The 18,292-nt window shown below is 41.3% G+C and carries 16 protein-coding genes and 1 pseudogene; 14 read left to right on the top strand and 3 right to left on the bottom strand.

Features of this window, described 5'->3' with window-relative positions:
• Positions 1-262: pseudogene (locus LI149_RS12050) on the bottom strand (BlaR1 family beta-lactam sensor/signal transducer); the annotation flags it as partial.
• 21 nt (positions 263-283) lie between these two features.
• Entirely contained in the window at positions 284-652 is a 369-nt protein-coding gene (locus LI149_RS12045; protein ID WP_175306183.1) for a BlaI/MecI/CopY family transcriptional regulator, read from the bottom strand.
• A 139-nt stretch (positions 653-791) separates the two neighbouring features.
• Between LI149_RS12045 and LI149_RS12040 the strand changes: the two genes are divergently transcribed.
• The gene (locus LI149_RS12040) at positions 792-1,232 is read left to right on the top strand and encodes a winged helix-turn-helix domain-containing protein (protein WP_021739063.1); all 441 of its coding nucleotides are present in this window, start codon (positions 792-794) and stop codon (positions 1,230-1,232) included.
• 58 nt (positions 1,233-1,290) lie between these two features.
• Positions 1,291-1,632, top strand: coding sequence for a hypothetical protein (locus LI149_RS12035; protein WP_006428643.1), 342 nt, complete (start codon positions 1,291-1,293; stop codon positions 1,630-1,632).
• A 181-nt stretch (positions 1,633-1,813) separates the two neighbouring features.
• On the opposite strand, the gene LI149_RS12030 is transcribed toward LI149_RS12035, so the two are convergent.
• Positions 1,814-2,176: a helix-turn-helix domain-containing protein gene (locus LI149_RS12030; RefSeq protein WP_006428642.1), complete on the bottom strand. Its 363-nt coding sequence runs from the start codon at positions 2,174-2,176 to the stop codon at positions 1,814-1,816.
• 485 nt (positions 2,177-2,661) lie between these two features.
• Between LI149_RS12030 and LI149_RS12025 the strand changes: the two genes are divergently transcribed.
• The 12 genes from LI149_RS12025 (at position 2,662) to LI149_RS11970 (ending at position 18,281) form a co-directional block, all read left to right on the top strand.
• Positions 2,662-3,132, top strand: coding sequence for an RNA polymerase sigma factor (locus LI149_RS12025; protein ID WP_064786979.1), 471 nt, complete (start codon positions 2,662-2,664; stop codon positions 3,130-3,132).
• A 593-nt stretch (positions 3,133-3,725) separates the two neighbouring features.
• The gene (locus LI149_RS12020; protein ID WP_009243963.1) at positions 3,726-4,247 is read left to right on the top strand and encodes a type II toxin-antitoxin system PemK/MazF family toxin; all 522 of its coding nucleotides are present in this window, start codon (positions 3,726-3,728) and stop codon (positions 4,245-4,247) included.
• Positions 4,248-4,397: 150 nt separating this feature from the next.
• Positions 4,398-4,625 carry a helix-turn-helix domain-containing protein gene (locus LI149_RS12015; protein ID WP_005337954.1) on the top strand — a complete coding sequence of 76 codons (228 nt, stop codon included), beginning with the start codon at positions 4,398-4,400 and terminating at the stop codon, positions 4,623-4,625.
• Positions 4,622-5,839 carry a site-specific integrase gene (locus LI149_RS12010; protein ID WP_129794904.1) on the top strand — a complete coding sequence of 406 codons (1,218 nt, stop codon included), beginning with the start codon at positions 4,622-4,624 and terminating at the stop codon, positions 5,837-5,839. The genes LI149_RS12015 and LI149_RS12010 overlap by 4 nt, the downstream gene beginning before the upstream one ends.
• Positions 5,840-5,841: 2 nt before the next feature.
• Positions 5,842-7,134 (top strand): site-specific integrase, encoded by a 1,293-nt coding sequence (locus LI149_RS12005; protein WP_129794903.1) that lies wholly within the window; start codon positions 5,842-5,844, stop codon positions 7,132-7,134.
• Between the two features lie 335 nt (positions 7,135-7,469).
• The gene (gene uvrB / locus LI149_RS12000) at positions 7,470-9,449 is read left to right on the top strand and encodes an excinuclease ABC subunit UvrB (RefSeq protein WP_227143410.1); all 1,980 of its coding nucleotides are present in this window, start codon (positions 7,470-7,472) and stop codon (positions 9,447-9,449) included.
• 247 nt (positions 9,450-9,696) lie between these two features.
• Complete coding sequence (gene uvrA / locus LI149_RS11995; RefSeq protein ID WP_117614251.1) at positions 9,697-12,540, top strand: excinuclease ABC subunit UvrA; 2,844 nt, start codon at positions 9,697-9,699, stop codon at positions 12,538-12,540.
• Positions 12,541-12,641: 101 nt separating this feature from the next.
• The gene (locus tag LI149_RS11990) at positions 12,642-13,631 is read left to right on the top strand and encodes a rod shape-determining protein (RefSeq protein ID WP_005330478.1); all 990 of its coding nucleotides are present in this window, start codon (positions 12,642-12,644) and stop codon (positions 13,629-13,631) included.
• A 47-nt stretch (positions 13,632-13,678) separates the two neighbouring features.
• Positions 13,679-15,910 carry an ATP-dependent RecD-like DNA helicase gene (locus LI149_RS11985; protein WP_118145137.1) on the top strand — a complete coding sequence of 744 codons (2,232 nt, stop codon included), beginning with the start codon at positions 13,679-13,681 and terminating at the stop codon, positions 15,908-15,910.
• On the top strand, positions 15,910-16,710 hold the full coding sequence (locus LI149_RS11980) for a double zinc ribbon domain-containing protein (protein ID WP_227143409.1): 801 nt from the start codon (positions 15,910-15,912) through the stop codon (positions 16,708-16,710). The genes LI149_RS11985 and LI149_RS11980 overlap by 1 nt, the downstream gene beginning before the upstream one ends.
• 57 nt (positions 16,711-16,767) lie before the next feature.
• Positions 16,768-17,163, top strand: coding sequence for a hypothetical protein (locus LI149_RS11975; protein WP_005330484.1), 396 nt, complete (start codon positions 16,768-16,770; stop codon positions 17,161-17,163).
• Positions 17,163-18,281, top strand: a complete 1,119-nt coding sequence (locus tag LI149_RS11970) for a hypothetical protein (RefSeq protein ID WP_227143408.1) — start codon at positions 17,163-17,165, stop codon at positions 18,279-18,281. The genes LI149_RS11975 and LI149_RS11970 overlap by 1 nt, the downstream gene beginning before the upstream one ends.
• Positions 18,282-18,292 lie beyond the last annotated feature (11 nt).

The raw sequence follows: 18,292 nt of genomic DNA, 5'->3' as shown, positions 1-18,292 counted from the left end.
CATTACCAGAAAGAAAAGTGGTTTGAATGTCACCATTGGTACTTGAACTGGCTGTCAGCAAATGGCTCCACGATATAGAAGATGGGGCAGAGCTTATTGGTAAAAAGGGAACAATTAGAACGGCAAGAAATATAATCGAAAGATTATATTGCATACGTGCGGATAATTGCCTTTGCAATAAATTTTTTAATCCCAGTAAACTACCTAAAAAAATACAAATGATGGCATTACACAGTAAAAATCGAAAACTAAAATATATCAAAATATGCTCCTCCTCCCATGGTTAATGATTGGAAAGAAGATTCCGTAAGCTGGCAATGTCTTCTTCAGACAATTTATCATCCTCAATGTAAGAGGCAAGCATAGAAGTGATATTACCATTATAATATAGTTTTAAAAAAGAATTACTTTCCTGCCGAATATATTCGTCTTCTTTGACCAATGGAGTATAGACAAAAACCCGGCTTTGTTTTTCGTAGGTTAGTGCTTTTTTAGAAACGAGACGTTTAATCAATGTCTGAATTGTTTTAGGACTCCAACGGGAAATTTGTGTTAATTTTTCAGTAATTTCATTGGTGCTGATTGGTGCATATTTCCAAACGATTTTCATAACTTCAAATTCGGCTTCTGAAATTTGAGGCAGATTGCTCATGTGATATTCCTCCAAATCTTACAAATGTAATAAAAATATTATATATCTTAAAAGGTTATTCTGTCAACGAAATAAAAACTTGACTTTAAATCTTACAGATGTAATAATAGATAAAAATTACACTTGTAAGATTTGGAATATGAAAGGTTTTTATAAAATGGGAAGGGTAGTTGTTGTAACATTTGATGAAAATGAGGAAGAAAAATTAAATGAATTATTACATTTTCTGTCTGCTAAAAAATACTCTGAGATGCCTGGTAAACAAAATAGGGTACTTGATTACGGAGCATTAAAAATAAATGCGGAATATCGTTCTGTAGAAAGTAATGGTGAGCTGGTTCAATTGACGAATTATGAATTTGAAATATTATATTTGCTGGCAAAAAATCCAGGACGGATATTTTCAAAGGAACAAATATATACACAGGTGTGGAAAGAACCATATTATGGGGCAGAAGATAATGTTATGGGCATAATTCGGAGAATCAGAAAAAAGATTGAGCCAGATTCTGCAAAACCAAGATACATTTTAAATGTATGGGGTATGGGATATAAATTTAATGGTGAATTGATGAAATGATGAAATATAAAATTGGGCATAATAAGTAAAGATACCAAAAAAAGCAGGAGAAATTTTTATGGAAAATGATATTTGGAATGAAATATCCTCTTTTTTGAACCAGTTGCGTTGTGAGAATATAAACAGAGAAAGTTATATCTATTTCCAAGAACTTGCAAATATTCAGTTGAAGAAGAAAATGGAAAAAGAAAAGGTGAATAAACTTCTCGATCATATAAGTTATGAGGACAGGGAGAAGTTGAAGCAATATGGAGAAATTTTGGAAGAAGAAGCGTTTGTGTCAGAACAAAGGGCATATTGTCAAGGATATGTAGATTGTATTCAGTTATTGGCTGGTTTAGGACTCTTGAAAAAATCGACGGATATGGAAAAAATAATTAGCGAGATGAAAAGCAATTAAGTGTGTCGTGGAGGGAAATGTAGTATTTGATAGATAATAGGATGTTCGTAAAGAAGAAACAGTTATGTTATATCAAGTTGTAATGATATAGCATAACTGTTTTTAACATATGGTAATAGTATTTATTCCACTAATTTTAAATATCGGTAATTATCAGCTATTTATCGGTATTTTACAAGTTTTATTTTGTATCATTAGTAGTGTCTACGTTAGAAATAAAAGGATTAGAATCTAGCAGAGCTGTCGTAGTTGCAAGAATTACCTGTAACTGATAATCATTGCACTGATTTAAGAGCCGAAGAATCTGATCATATGTAGAATTATTTTTATTCTGATTTGGATAAACGTAGTCATCAGCAGAAATATTTAAAGTCTGCATGGTTTTACAAAATAATTCCAGACTGGGACCGCCTTTATGGCGTTCGAGGTCTCCAAGATAAGCCGCCGATATTCCGAGTTTTTCAGCAAGAGCTTCTTGTGTTAAATGCATTTCCATACGCCCTTGTTTTACTAAAGTGGCAAATAATGTTTTTGGAATATCCATGTTTGTATACCTCCATAAACTTAGTGTATTACCCTAAATTTGAAAAGTGAAAAGGGTGTAACATTAGAAAAAACACAGGGTATTACCCGATGAATGAGAAAGCATACAAATCTCTTTCGGTTAAAAAAAACAGATTCCGAAAGAGCAGTATTTGTATGCTTATTTTCTTTTCCGGAATCTAACCGGAGAAAATATGGTTCTTAGCAAGAGTTCAGCTAAAAAATTCTGTTCAACAGAAGGTATTCAATTAAAAAAATCTCAACAATTTCATTAGTAAATGTTGGAATTGAAACTAGGGTAAGAGCCAATAATGAATCCAGGGTAATAAAATATCGAATTAAATGCGTCCATAGGAGTGAAATCTGTCAGGGCGTTTTTTGTTACCTAAATATTGAGAATGAGCAATTCAAAATAAGGTCGATTGTTCGTATTCGTGCCCCGCCTACTGATCTGAATTCAAAAAAATTCAGATTGGAGGAAAGGTCATGGAAGGCAGACAGCCTAAAAGAAGAAAAGATAAATATAACCCATATGAAATCTATGAGAAGGACGGAAAATATTATGTTTCATTTCGTAATGGTGAAAAAGAGTACAAGGATTTGGAAATAGGAAAGAATGTATATGAAGCTTTTAATACGTTTGAATTGCAGGATGTGTCGCATATGAATGTTGTGGACAGGCATTTGGAACAGTCAGAAATCTGGGATTCCAGTTTATATGAACGGGTATTTCAGAAAGAGGAAGGTGTAGAGGATACTGTTCTGAATAAACTGGAAGCGGAACGTTTACATAGTGCAATTCAGCAGTTGTCGGAAATTCAGAGAAGACGATTGATGAAGTATTATTTTGAAGATAAGAATTATGAGCAGATTGCACAGGAAGAAGGCTGCTCTTTTCAGATGGTAGCAAAGTCTGTAAAAGCAGCAATCAGAAATTTGAAAAAGATTTTGAGATAGTGGGTTGAAAAATAGCGTTTAAGTGAGGAAACAGGTGGAAAGAGAAATATTTTGATCCACCTGTTTCTTCTTTTGTCACGAAAAGACTGGGGAGCGGGAAGAACCTTGACAAATTCATATACATTCATCAGGCACATTCCTGTTGTTATCGTGATGAGCGTAAGCCACATTAACAAATACGCCATAACACAGGCTGGGTAAAGACAGCGAAATCCCACCCGTATACTTCCTTTTGGTTTCAGTTTGTATTACCCGGACTGTTGAGCGAAAAATATCTGGTTATAACTGTCAGATTGCTTCTGGCAGGGCGATGACAGACAACAGGCATAATGATACTCCTGTCCGGTCATAAAGTCGTGTATACAAAATATTTCTTTGATGCCGCAACAAGTGAGGGCAGCTTCAGGAGATCCCTGGAGAGGAAAACTCCCAATCCCATATATTTATTTTAGATAAAATCCTGTGGAGCTGATTAGCAGTCAGCCGTCTGATGATTTCCCAATTACAAGTCGGGGCGTCGGGGACAAATAGGCTTGTATTTTACATATTTAGGGATAACAACAGTTAGAAAGACGAGAGGAGATATAGCAAAGATGGAAGATAGAAACGTCAGGCGTGGGGATATTTATCACGCCGACCTTGATCCTGTATTTGGAAGTGAGCAGGGCGGTTATCGTCCGGTGCTGGTGATTCAGAATAATATAGGAAATCAATACAGTCCGACAGTGATCGTGGCAGCAATTACAAGTAAAGAAAAAATGAAGCTGCCGACACACATTGCAGTCCCGGAAATGGAAGGTTTGGAAAAGGATTCTGTAGTGCTGTTGGAGCAGCTTAGAACTTTAGATAAAAGACGGTTGGAAAATTATGTGTGTACCTTAGATCGTACTGAAATGGAGAAAATCAATAAAGCAATCCGAAGAAGTACCGGGATACCGAAGATAATTGAAAAACCGTTAGTCGTGAGCTTGTGCAGAGTATGTGCAGGCAATTTTTATGAGGTGCCGGGACGTTATATCCGGCGGGTGAATCCGGAGCAGCGATATAAGGAATTATGTATGTTCTGCAATGTCCGGAATGGGTACGACTATTATATAGGAAGAAAGAACAAGTAACACGTAAAAGTCAAGTGTGCGATTTGAAAATTCGCACATTGGACGATGTAGACGAAAATGGATATCTTAGTGGTGTACCGTTTTTAGATGTTACACAGCTAAAAACTACCGGTAGTAAAGCGCAAAGATTAGGACGAGGAGGATAACGTCATGGCAATGATAGAGAATGAAATGGAAAAGAAAGTATATAAAGTAGAAGATGTTCAAAATTTGCTTGGGCTGGGACGCTCCAAGGCATATGAATTTATAGAAAATGTTTATTATGACAGAAAACCATTCCGGGTGTTGAAGATTGGCAGATCTTATCGTATCCCATGCAATTCTTTTGATAAGTGGCTGAATGGAGACGAGGAGAGAGAAAGAGTGAGAGCAGAATGAAACAGAAAGAAACGCAGCAGGAGACAATGTCAAAGGAAAAGAGAGTTGTCTTTTTTGAAGGAAAATCATGGTATCACAGAACCAAAGAGCTGCAGGACGATCTGACGACAAAATATGGGAAAAAAGGTGGCTTTGAAACGCCGGAAGAAGCAGAGAAAAGTTACTGGGAATATGAAAAAAGATACCAGAAGAAGCAGAGAAATCTCCAGATTGCAAAAATGCAAAAGACAGATGTGATGCTTGGGGATTATCTGGAATACTGGTTTGAAAATATTTTCAGTCCGAGAATTGAGACAACCACGAGAATGGTTGGAGCATATACCTTATATAATCTGATTCTTCCGAGTATGGAAGCGGATATCAAATTAAAATACATTTCAGTAGAGTATTTAGATGCTCTACTGGAACGTGTCGCAAAAATCTGTCCTTCAGCGGGAAATAAAGGGCGGGAGCTTTTGAGCATCGCCATGAAAGATGCAGCAGGAGATAAGTTCATAAGCTATAATCCAATGCCTGAGACAAAGCCATATCCGAGAGCAAAACCAAAGGTAAGGGTATTAAGCAAAGAAAAATTGAAAGTTTTTCTTGAAGCTGCGAGCAAGAATCCTTGGTATCTGGAAATTTTACTGGGACTGTTTTGTGGGTTACGAAAAGGAGAAATTCTTGGATTGAAATTTCAGGATTTTGATTTTGAAAAACAGACCGTCAGAATTAGCAGACAGCTTGTTGGAAACCTGAAACTGAAAGAAAAAGAATTTACGGTTACGGAATATGCTGTTATTGAAAGGAATCCAAAGACTGAGAACAGCTACCGGATATTGAGAGTGCCAAAAGTGGTGATGCAGGAAGTAAAACGCAGACAGCAGTTGATTGAATTGCGAAAAACTGATCCGGGCATAGAATACAAGAATTTTGATTATGTATGTTGTCAGGAAAATGGCGAACCCCGATCATTAACGGCAATGAATCAGGCACTTACGAAAATCTGTAACAGAAATGGATTGGCAAATATCACCGTACATGGACTCAGACATATGTTTGCGACCATTTTAATTGAGCTTGGAGTTCCTTTGTTTAAAATATCTGGTCTGTTAGGACATAGTTCCGTTCATACAACTTATGAATACTATTGTGAGATTATGGACGAGCAGGATAAGATTATTGCGTTTGTAAATAATACATTTGTACCACAACGAATTGGAACGGAGGGATAGCCATGCATAAGACCTTTGACTTTAAGAAATATGTAGAATATAAGGTCTATTCGGTGACAACAATCAAAAAGGGATATGGATTTCGTGTGTTGCTGACGTTTGTAGACGATAGTATAAAGACACAGCAACATGCGGGATTCACAACCAAAAGAGAAGCTAATGCATTTCGTGATGAAGTAATCGGACAGCTACATACCGGAACCTATATTGTGTATGGAAAAATCCGGGTAGAGGAGTTTATGATTTTCTGGTTGGAAGATATTATGCGTCCCCGAATAACAGACGACACTTATACAACTTACAAAAGTGCCATTAAGAATTACATTGTTCCACAGATTGGAAAGATGTATATGTCTACAATAAATCAGGGGTATATCAGAAAATTATATAATGCAGTTGCAGAGAAGTATGAATCAGTTGCGAAAAATGTCAGGACGATCATGAAAACATCATTGGAGTATGCATTTAACAAAAATGTACTGGCAACAAATCCAGCGAATGGAATCAATTTACCGAAGAAAATAAAAAAGACAGAGTATCGTGTCCTGAAAATTGACGAGAAGAAAACATTGACACTTCCGCAGGTGCTTCGATTGATTGAGGCAAGCAAGGAGACACCGATTCATATGCAAATTCTGTTTGCGGTATTGATGGGACTCAGAAGAAGTGAAATAAATGGTCTGAAATACAGTGATGTCGATTACATTCACAGGACGTTGAGAGTAGAGCGTCAGTTGGGAAAGAAGCCAAACAGTAAAGCAGAAGACTGTGCACCTAAGATGCTGACAAAGCAGGAAATTAAAACAAAAACACCTGCGGGTGTGCGTGAACTTCCAATACCGGATTATGTATTTGAAGCAATTCTGGAAGAACGGAAAACTTATGAGAAGAACCGCAGACGCAGACCAAAAGAGTTCCGGGACTGGAATTATATTTGTTGTTCTACATATGGGAATCCAAGGAGTAAAGGTTTTCATCAGAAATACTATAAAGACTTGTTGAAATCCTTGGATTTGCCCGATATTCATTTTCACCAGTTGAGAAATACCTATGCAACTATTTTGCTGAAGAATAGTTTTAATTCAAAAGGTGTTTCGCATTTATTGGGACATGCCAAGGAAATCATATCAGTAGATGTCTATGGAGATACGCAGGAAATCATAGAAGACTGTCTGGATGTATTGGAACCATTTATTGAAGAAGTTATTCCAAAAGAGCGGAAAGATCAGTATTATGATTATTCAGAAGTGATTGAAATAGACTTAATCCTGGAGGAATATTTCAACGCAGCATGATAAAAAATAGAATAGTAGTGATAGAAAAAAGTACAAATAAGAATCGAACATTTGTACTTTTTTCTTGCGTTAATCTATATACTTTCAAAAATTTATTTGATATAATAGGGACTGTTACAAGAACAAACAGTAAAAATATGACAGAACCGGAGCCTGGTATCATTAGGTATTTCCGAGTGCTGTTTTATCCGCAAAAATCAGTTTTGTGACTTTTATTCGTAACGAGGTGAAAAAGACATCTATTCACCATAAAAATGAGCATTTCGTTACGAATCTGATTACGAATTTTTGGCTGATAGTGATCGTACTAAAAGTCACAAATGGAGGAATTTACCATGAATGAGTTCAAATTAAAAGCCCCATATGAGCCAACCGGAGACCAGCCACAGGCGATTGCAGAGCTTGTAAAAGGGTTCAAGGAAGGCAATCAATGCCAGACTTTACTAGGGGTTACGGGTTCTGGAAAGACTTTTACGATGGCAAACGTGATCCAGCAATTACAAAAGCCGACACTGGTCATCGCTCATAATAAAACACTTGCTGCACAGCTCTACGGAGAATTCAAGGAGATGTTCCCCGATAACGCAGTAGAATATTTTGTCTCCTACTACGATTACTACCAGCCGGAGGCTTATGTCCCATCTTCTGACACCTATATTGCGAAGGATTCTTCTGTCAATGAAGAGATTGATAAGCTGAGATTATCTGCGACAGCAGCATTGATCGAGCGGAGGGACGTAATTGTAGTTGCCAGCGTTTCCTGCATCTATGGTCTTGGTGAACCGGAAAACTTTGAACAGATGATGGTATCGCTCCGTCCGGGGATGGAGAAGGACAGAGATGAAGTGTTACGCCAGCTGATAGATATTCAATATGACAGAAATGATATGGATTTCAAGCGGGGAACATTCCGGGTGCGCGGAGATACAATAGAAGTTGTACCGGCAGACCGTGGCGATACAGCTATCAGAGTTGAATTTTTCGGAGATGAGATTGACCGGATTTCGGAGATAGACATGCTTACCGGAGAGATTAAAAATACGTTGAATCATATTGCAATATTTCCGGCATCCCATTACGTTGTACCGAAGGAGCGTATGGAAAAAGCAATTAAAAATATTGAAATTGAACTGGAAGAACAGGTGAAATATTTCAAAGGTGAAGATAAACTTCTGGAAGCCCAGAGAATTGCGGAGCGAACGAATTTTGATATAGAAATGATGCGAGAGACAGGTTTTTGTTCCGGAATCGAGAACTACTCCAGACATCTGGCAGGGCTTGCACCGGGGCAGCCACCCAATACTTTGATTGATTATTTCCCGGACGATTTTATTATGATGATTGACGAGTCTCATAAGACAGTTCCGCAGATTGGCGGTATGTACCACGGAGATCAGTCCAGAAAGAGAACGCTGGTGGACTATGGATTTCGGCTGCCGTCTGCGCTGGATAACCGTCCACTTAGTTTCGAAGAATTTGAAAGTAAGATTGATCAGGTACTGTTCGTGTCTGCGACACCTGGACAGTATGAGGAAGAGCATGAACTTTTACGTGCACAGCAGGTGATCCGTCCGACAGGACTTCTGGATCCTGAAATCGAGGTGCGCCCAGTTGAGGGACAGATTGATGACTTGATTGGTGAGGTGAAGAAGGAGATTGCAGGAAAACATAAGATTTTGATTACTACATTGACGAAACGAATGGCAGAAGATCTGACCGATTATATGCGGGAACTTGGTATTCGTGTCCGCTATCTGCATTCGGATATTGATACGCTGGAGCGGACAGAAATCGTGCGGGATATGCGTCTCGATGTTTTTGACGTTCTGGTTGGAATCAATCTTCTACGAGAAGGTCTGGATATTCCGGAGATCACGCTTGTGGCGATTCTGGACGCGGATAAAGAGGGATTCCTGCGTTCAGAGACATCTCTTGTGCAGACAATCGGACGTGCAGCACGTAATGCAAAAGGTCATGTTATCATGTATGCAGATAATATGACAGATTCCATGAAGAATGCGATTGAAGAGACGAAGCGTCGCCGCAAGATCCAGATGGCATATAATGAGGAACATGGTATTACGCCAACTACGATTCAGAAGAGTGTCCGTGACCTGATTAGCATTTCTAAGAAGGTTGCTGCCACAGAACTTCAGATGGATAAAGATCCGGAATCCATGAGTGAGAAGGAGCTTTTGAAGTTGATTGCCGATGTGACAAAGCAGATGAAGAAGGCAGCAGCAGAGTTGAATTTCGAAGCAGCAGCAGAGCTGCGTGATAAGTTGATTGAGCTGAAGAAGATGCTTAAAGAGTAGTAAAGGTCATTCCACCATTGTGTAAACATAGGAAGTTTCGAATCTTTTAAACCGGTTATCAATAAATGAACAGATATAGCCTCCGGCAGGGCGCACATTGTCCGGTGGACAATGGTTTTGCGCCGACCGAAACGGAGTGTAGACTTGCAGAGGTGCGCAGTAGAAGTATGTCAAGCAATTACATGACGCGCACTTCGCAGCAAGAATGCCGAGGCATTCTTGAAATAATAAAAGGAAAGTTTAAAATATGGCAGCAAAAAATGAAAAAAGACAATTTATTAAAATACGAGGTGCAAATGAGCATAATTTGAAAAATATAGACTTGGATATTCCAAGAAATGAACTGGTAGTTCTTACCGGACTTAGCGGTTCAGGAAAGTCCTCTCTGGCGTTCGATACCATTTATGCGGAAGGACAGAGGAGATATATGGAGTCTCTGTCTTCTTATGCAAGACAGTTCCTGGGGCAGATGGAGAAACCGGATGTGGAGAGTATTGAAGGACTTTCTCCGGCAATTTCCATTGACCAGAAATCCACGAACCGCAATCCAAGATCTACAGTAGGAACAGTGACGGAGATCTATGATTATTTTCGTCTGTTATATGCGAGAATCGGAATTCCACATTGTCCGAAATGTGGCCGTGAGATTAAGAAACAGACGGTAGATCAGATGGTAGATCAGATCATGGAACTGCCGGAGCGCACGAAGATCCAGCTCCTTGCTCCAGTTGTCCGTGGAAGAAAAGGACGCCATGAAAAGCTTCTGGAGAGAGCGAAGAAAAGCGGATATGTACGTGTGCGTGTGGACGGTAATCTGTATGAATTATCCGAAGAAATCGCATTAGATAAGAACATCAAGCATAATATAGAAATCATCGTGGATCGACTTGTTGTGAAGCCGGGAATTGAGAAGCGTTTGACGGATTCGATTGAAAATGTACTGCATCTGGCAGAGGGGCTGATGATTGTTGACATTATTGACGGGGAGCCGATGAATTTCAGCCAGAGCTTTTCCTGCCCGGACTGTGGAATCAGTATCGATGAGATAGAGCCGCGAAGCTTCTCTTTCAACAATCCATTTGGCGCATGCCCGGAGTGTTTCGGACTTGGATATAAGATGGAATTTGATGAGGATCTGATGATCCCGGATAAGAGACTGAGCATCAGCGAAGGAGCGATTACCGTAATGGGATGGCAGTCTTGTACGGATAAGAAGAGTTTTACCTATGCGATTCTTGATGCACTTTGTAAAGCATATGACTTTTCTCTGGACACGCCATTTCAGGACTATCCACAGGAAATCCACGATGTGATCATCCACGGAACGAATGGCCGTGAGGTGAAAGTTCATTATAAAGGCCAGCGCGGAGAAGGTGTCTATGACGTTGCATTTGAAGGGCTGATCCGCAATGTAGAACGCAGATACCGGGAGACTTCATCTGAGACAATGAAGGCAGAATATGAAGAGTTTATGAGAATCACTCCGTGTAGAAAATGTGGCGGCCAGCGACTGAAGGCGGAAGCGCTTGCAGTGACGGTCGGTGGTAAAAATATCGCAGAAGTGACAGAGATGTCCATTGAAAACCTGCAAACATTTATGGGCAGTCTGGAGCTTACGCAGCAGCAGAAGATGATCGGAGGACAAATCTTAAAAGAGATCCAGGCAAGAATTAAGTTTTTGATGGATGTAGGTCTGGATTACCTGACGCTTGCCCGTGCTACCGGAACATTATCCGGAGGAGAAGCGCAGAGAATCCGTCTTGCGACACAGATTGGTTCTGGTCTGGTGGGAGTGGCTTATATTCTGGACGAGCCGAGTATCGGCCTGCACCAGAGGGATAATGACAAACTGCTCGGAACACTGAAGCATCTGCGTGATCTTGGGAATTCTGTCATTGTCGTGGAACATGATGAGGATACGATGCGTGCGGCAGACTATATTGTGGACATTGGACCTGGAGCCGGTGAGCATGGAGGAGAAGTAATTGCATGTGGAACCGCAGAGCAGATCATGAAGAATAAAAAATCCATCACAGGGGCTTACCTTAGTGGAAGAATGCAGATTCCGGTACCGGAGCACCGCGCGGATCCGTCAGGCTGGATTAAGATTAGAGGAGCAAGAGAGAATAACTTAAAAAATGTGGATGTAGAGATCCCGCTTGGTGTGATGACCTGTGTGACAGGTGTGTCTGGATCTGGAAAGAGTTCGCTTGTAAATGAAATCTTGTACAAACGTCTTGCAAGAGATCTGAACAGAGCAAGAGTGATTCCGGGAAAACATAATGCCATTGATGGTCTGGAGCAGCTGGATAAAGTTATTGCCATTGACCAGTCACCGATTGGAAGAACACCAAGATCAAACCCGGCAACCTATACGGGAGTATTTGATCTCATCCGTGACCTTTTTGCATCTACAGCAGACGCAAAAGCACGTGGTTACAAAAAAGGAAGATTCAGTTTCAATGTGAAAGGCGGACGTTGTGAAGCCTGTGCCGGAGACGGAATTCTGAAAATCGAGATGCATTTCCTGCCGGATGTTTATGTACCTTGCGAGGTTTGCCACGGAAAGAGGTATAACCGGGAGACACTGGAGGTAAAATACAAAGGAAAGAGTATTTATGATGTACTCAATATGACCGTGGAAGAGGCATTGCATTTCTTTGAAAATGTACCAAGTATCCGAAGAAAGATGGAGACGCTTTATGATGTGGGACTTTCCTATATCCGTCTCGGTCAGCCTTCCACACAGCTTTCCGGAGGAGAGGCGCAGCGGATCAAGCTGGCGACAGAACTGAGTCGGAGAAGTACGGGAAAGACCATCTATATACTAGATGAACCTACGACAGGATTACATTTTGCAGATGTGCATAAACTGACAGAGATTCTGCATAGATTATCAGCGGACGGCAATACAGTCGTAGTCATTGAGCATAATCTGGATGTGATCAAGACAGCAGATTATATTATTGATATGGGACCGGAAGGCGGTGACAAAGGCGGAACTGTTATTGCAAAGGGAACGCCGGAAGAAGTGGCTGAAAGTCCGGTATCATACACCGGAAAATATATCAAGCCGATGCTTGAAAAATAAGTATCTTCACAAATATTTAAGGAAAAAAGGGTTGCACTTCCTGAGAAAACGAAAGATAATGATATGGATAAAAGGGATAGCAGAAAGAAAGAGGTTATATCATGGCAGTAGATATTGGAATAGATCTGGGAACAGCCAGTATTCTTGTATATGTGAAGGGAAAGGGAGTCATACTCAAAGAACCTTCTGTCGTTGCATTTGACAGAGACAGCAATGAAGTGAAGGCAATCGGCGAGGAGGCACGTCTGATGCTGGGAAGAACGCCAGGCAATATTATCGCAGTGCGTCCTTTGCGTCAGGGAGTTATTTCCGATTATACTGTGACAGAGAAGATGATCAAGTATTTTGTTCAGAAAGCACTGGGAAGAAGAACATTTCAGAAACCACGTATCAGTATCTGTGTGCCAAGCGGTGTGACGGAAGTTGAGAGAAATGCGGTACAGCAGGCGACATTTGCGGCAGGAGCCAGAGATGTCTATCTGATCGAGGAACCTGTGGCAGCAGCAATCGGGGCAGGCATTGATATTTCCAAAGCATGTGGTAATCTGATCGTAGATATCGGGGGAGGTACGACCGATGTGGCCGTGATCTCTCTTGGAGGTACGGTAGTCAGTACCTCACTGAAAGTTGCCGGAGACGATTTTGACGAGGCAATTGTACGTTATATGAAGAAAAAACACAATCTGCTGATCGGAGACCGGACCGCAGAAGACATCAAGATTAAGATTGGAACGACGTATCCTCTGATTGAAAATGAAGCGATGGAGGTCAGTGGACGGAATCTGGTTACAGGACTGCCAAAGACAGTTACGGTGACTTCGGCAGAGACAGAACGGGCACTTCAGGGAACATCCAATCAGATTATTGAAGCAATTATCAGCGTTCTGGAGCGTACGCCGCCGGAGCTTTCCGCAGATATTCTGGAACGCGGGATCATGCTGACCGGAGGTGGAGCAAAGCTTCGCGGGCTGGAAGAGATGATCGAGGAGAGAACCGGAATCAATACAATGACTGCAGAGGAGCCGACGCAGGTCGTAGCAATCGGAACCGGAGAATATGTGGAACTTATGAGCGCAAGACGGGAACTGTAAAGAATGCCGAGGCATTCTTGAACTGTCGGACAGATTTGGGACAATAGATGGAAGAGATTAAGGGATATGTAGAGCACATTGTATACCGGAATGAAGACAACGGGTATACAGTATTTAATTTGAATAATGATGACGGAGACCTGACCTGTGTAGGAAAGTTTCACTACATTGAAGAGGGAGAACTGTTGGAGCTGACGGGAGAGTACATTGTACACAAAGTGTATGGAACCCAGCTTCAGGTAGAGACTTCGAAGGTATGTCAGCCGGAAGATAAGGTGTCGATTGAACGTTATCTTGGTTCCGGAGCCATCAAAGGTGTCGGACCGTCGCTGGCAGGACGAATCGTGAAGAAGTTCGGTGGTGATACATTCCGCATTATTGAAGAAGAACCGGAGCGTCTTGCCGAGGTAAAAGGGATCAGCGAGCGGAAAGCCAGAGAGATCGCCATTCAGGTAGAAGAAAAAAAGGATATGAGGGAAGCCATGATCTATCTGCAAAAATATGGCATTTCTACGACACTGGCGGCAAGGATTTATCAGCATTATGGTCAGAGCGTTTATCGCGTAATAGAAGAAAATCCATATCAGATGGCAGATCATGTGCCGGGAGTTGGCTTTAAGACGGCCGATGAGATTGCGTCGAAGGTCGGGATACACACAGATTCCGATTACCGGATCCGAAGTGGTATTTTCTATACATTGATTCAGAGTGTCAGTGAAGGACATGTCTATCTTCTTCAGGAGGTTCTGCTATATCGTGCCAGTCAGCTTCTCGATGTAGAGATTCAGCATATTGAAAAATATGTGATGGATCTTGCTATGGAGAAAAAAGTTGTTCTGAAAGAGTCTGATGAAGGACTTCGTGTTTATTCCGCCCATTATTATTATATGGAACTCACGGTTGCAAAGATGTTGCATGATCTGAATGTAGATTTTGATGTGACACCGTCTGTTTTGGAGCATCGCATCCATATGATAGAAGAACAGGCAGAACTGGCACTGGATGACAGACAAAGAGAAGCTGTAATGGAAGCAGTGCGGCACGGAATTCTGATCGTGACTGGAGGACCGGGAACCGGAAAAACAACGACGATCAATGCAATGATCCATTTCTTTGAGGAAGAAGGAGCAGATATCCTTCTTGCAGCACCGACCGGACGTGCGGCGAAGCGCATGACAGAGGCAACCGGCTGTGAGGCTCAGACCATTCATCGCCTGTTGGAAGTCAGTGGCAATCCGGAAGATGATGATAAGAGAGATAATGTCGGATTTGGAAATGGATTTGGAAGAAATGCGGAGAATCCGCTGGAGTCAGATGTGATTATCATTGATGAAATGTCCATGGTAGATCTGCCGCTTATGAAGGCACTCCTTGACGCGATTATGCCGGGGACCAGACTGATCATGGTCGGAGACGGAAATCAGCTGCCAAGTGTAGGCCCTGGAAGAGTGCTTAAAGACATGATCGCATCGGATTGTTTCCCGGTTGTAAAGCTGGAGAAAATCTTCCGGCAGGCAAAAGAGAGTGATATTATCGTAAATGCACATAAAATTAACCGTGGAGAACCAGTCATATTGGACAATAAAAGTATGGACTTTTTCTTTTTAAAACGGTCTGATCCAAATGTGATCATTAGTGTTGTAATTACGTTGATCCAGAAAAAACTTCCAAAGTTCGTAGATGCCTCACCTTATGACATTCAGGTGCTGACACCGATGCGAAAAGGAAATCTGGGGGTGGAGAGGCTGAATAAAATCCTTCAGCAGTATCTGAATCCGCCATCACCCCAAAAGCAGGAAAAAGAAGTGGGAGACCGCCTGCTGCGTGAAGGTGACAAGGTGATGCAGATTAAGAACAATTACCAGTTAGAGTGGGAAGTCTGCACGAAATACGGAATGACCATTGACAAAGGACTGGGCGTATTTAACGGCGACATGGGAATCATCAAGAATATCAACACTTACGAGGAGACGGTTACGGTTGAGTATGACGAACAGCGCCAGGTGAAGTATCCGTATGCGATTCTTGATGAGTTGGAGCTTGCTTATGCGATCACGATACATAAAGCTCAGGGAAGTGAGTATCCGGCGGTTGTGATCCCGCTTCTTCAAGGACCAAGACAGCTTTACAACCGGAATCTGATCTATACAGCAGTGACAAGAGCAAGAAAATGTGTCACACTTGTGGGCAGTGATTCAGTATTTCAGGAAATGATCCAGAATACCAGCGAGCAGCGGCGAAATACAAGTCTGGCGGAGCGAATCCGAGAACTTGCATAGTGATCATAGAAAAATATAATAAAAAAAAGAATGTAAAATATAATAAAAAGTATGAAAAAAGCAGAGAAAGACAAGGAGAAATATGGTCAGAAAAGGTGTTGGATATTTTCTGGCCTTCTATCTGCCCTTTTTGTGGAAAGGTAAATCGTGGGGGAGTATGCCCTTTGTGCAGGAAAGCTGTGGAAAAATTAGAGATTCATGAACCGCGATGCCTGAAATGTGGGAAACCAATCCGCTGTGAAGAGAGGGAATTTTGCCATGACTGCTATAACACAGAACACATTTATGAAAGAGGGGTGTCGGTGTGGCTTCATAAACCTCCGGTGAACCAGGCAATTTACCAGTTAAAATATCATAATCAGAGATATGTTGCGAAGTATTTTGCACAGGAAATCTGTATAAAATATGCAGAAGAGATCCGAAGATGGAGACCGCAGGCACTTGTCCCGGTGCCTCTGCACAGAAAAAGGCGCAGGAAGCGTGGTTACAACCAGGCGGAGCTTCTGGCAGAAGAGATAGGGAAAATACTTGGGATTCCGGTCGTTGCGAATCTGGTAAAACGGGTTCATTACACTGGTTATCAGAAAAAGCTGGATCCCATAGGGAGAAAAAAGAATCTGGAACATGCATTTGCTCCGGGAGGAGATCCGGACAGACTTCCGACAGATTTTCAACGTGTCATTATTATCGATGATATTTACACAACAGGGAATACCGTGGATCAAGTGGCAAAAGTATTGAAAACTATGGGGTTCCAAAAAGTTTACTTTTTGACTATAAGTATTGGACAAGGGTACTGAGATTTGCTATACTGAAAATGATGTTTCATCGATAAAAAAGGATTTTGAGGTGCATATATGTTAGATGAGCGAAAAGTCAAGCTAATGACTCAGCTTGCTCTGTATGATCAGACGCAGGGAAAAGAGGATTTTAAAATCAGTGAATACTATCGAAAAGATTATGCCGGAGTGCACATTTTATATACGGTTCTGTGGGTGACAATAGGCTATATAGCAGCCTGGGCAATTGCGATGATCGCAGGACTTGATACTCTGATGGAGAAGATGTCAACAGCATTACTGATTACGTTGGTTCTCGCGGCAGTTGTTGGATATGTGGTAGTTCTTGTGTCTTATATTGGAATTGCAAGCCACCTGTATAATAAAAAGCATCAGGAAGCGAGACAGCGGGTAAAGAGATATAATCACATTCTGACGAGATTGTTGAAGATGTATGAAAAGGAGACAAAGTAATGGACAGTTTATATGTAATACGGGAGAGAATGCAGGATTTGTATTCCAGATACTCAATTGTGGCGGATAAAGCAATACAATTTGTTCTGGCGGTCATGACATTTTACATGATCAACAATAATGTAGGATTTATGAAGACACTGGCATCGCCGGTGGTGGCATTGGCACTTGCAGTTATTGCAACTTTCTTTCCACCGATCATTACAGTGATTCTGGCAACAGCACTGATCCTTGTACATATGTATTCAGTATCCATCGCAGCACTTGTTGTAACAGCATTGATTTTCCTGATCATGTATATTTTTTATCTTCGCTTTACTCCGAAGATGGCAATCGTTGTACTTTTGACACCACTGGCATTTGCACTTAAGATTCCGGTTGTTGTTCCAATCTCATGTGCACTGTTGATGTCACCGATTTCCATGGTGGCAGTGGGATGCGGAACGGTTGTATATTATATGATGGCTTACATGAAAAAAGCAGCCTCCGGTATGCAGGGCGGTTCTGTGAAAGGTATGATGGGACAGATTGGAAAATATGCAAAACAGGTCTTCCAGAATAAAGAACTGTGGATCGTCCTTGTTGCATTTATTATCTGTACACTGGTTGTTTATACGCTTCGCAAACAGGCAATCGCACATGCATGGACTATTGCAGTTATAACGGGAGCTGTTGTGAATATTGTAGTAGTGGCAATCGGAGATGTTGCTATGGGAGTCCATGCATCTTACGGTTCACTGATTTTTGGAAGTATCGGAGCAGCGGTTATCGGAGTGATTCTGGAACTGTTCTTTTTCTCCGTAGATTATTCAAGAAGTGAGAATCTTCAGTACGAAGATGATGAATACTATTACTATGTAAAAGCAGTTCCGAAGATTGTAGTATCTACACCGGAGAAGACGGTGAAGCGGATCAATGAACGACAGGAAACGGAGATCATGGATACTGCGGAAGTTAGAAAAAAAGCAAAAAAACAGGCACAGGAAAAGGCACGTCAAAGCGAGCAGGGACAAAAAAAGAAAAAACGTCCGGCATCAAAAAGACGTAATGTTATGGACGCTGATGTGGATCAGGAGCTTTTAAGAAGAAGTTTTGAAAATGATCCTGATATGAGATAAAAAAGAATTTT

It is taken from the genome of Dorea sp. 210702-DFI.3.17 (genome assembly GCF_020560825.1).
Taxonomy (GTDB): Bacteria; Bacillota; Clostridia; order Lachnospirales; family Lachnospiraceae; genus Dorea; species Dorea formicigenerans.
Note: the sequence above shows the minus strand (reverse complement) of the source record. Positions and strands in the feature narration are given on the sequence as shown.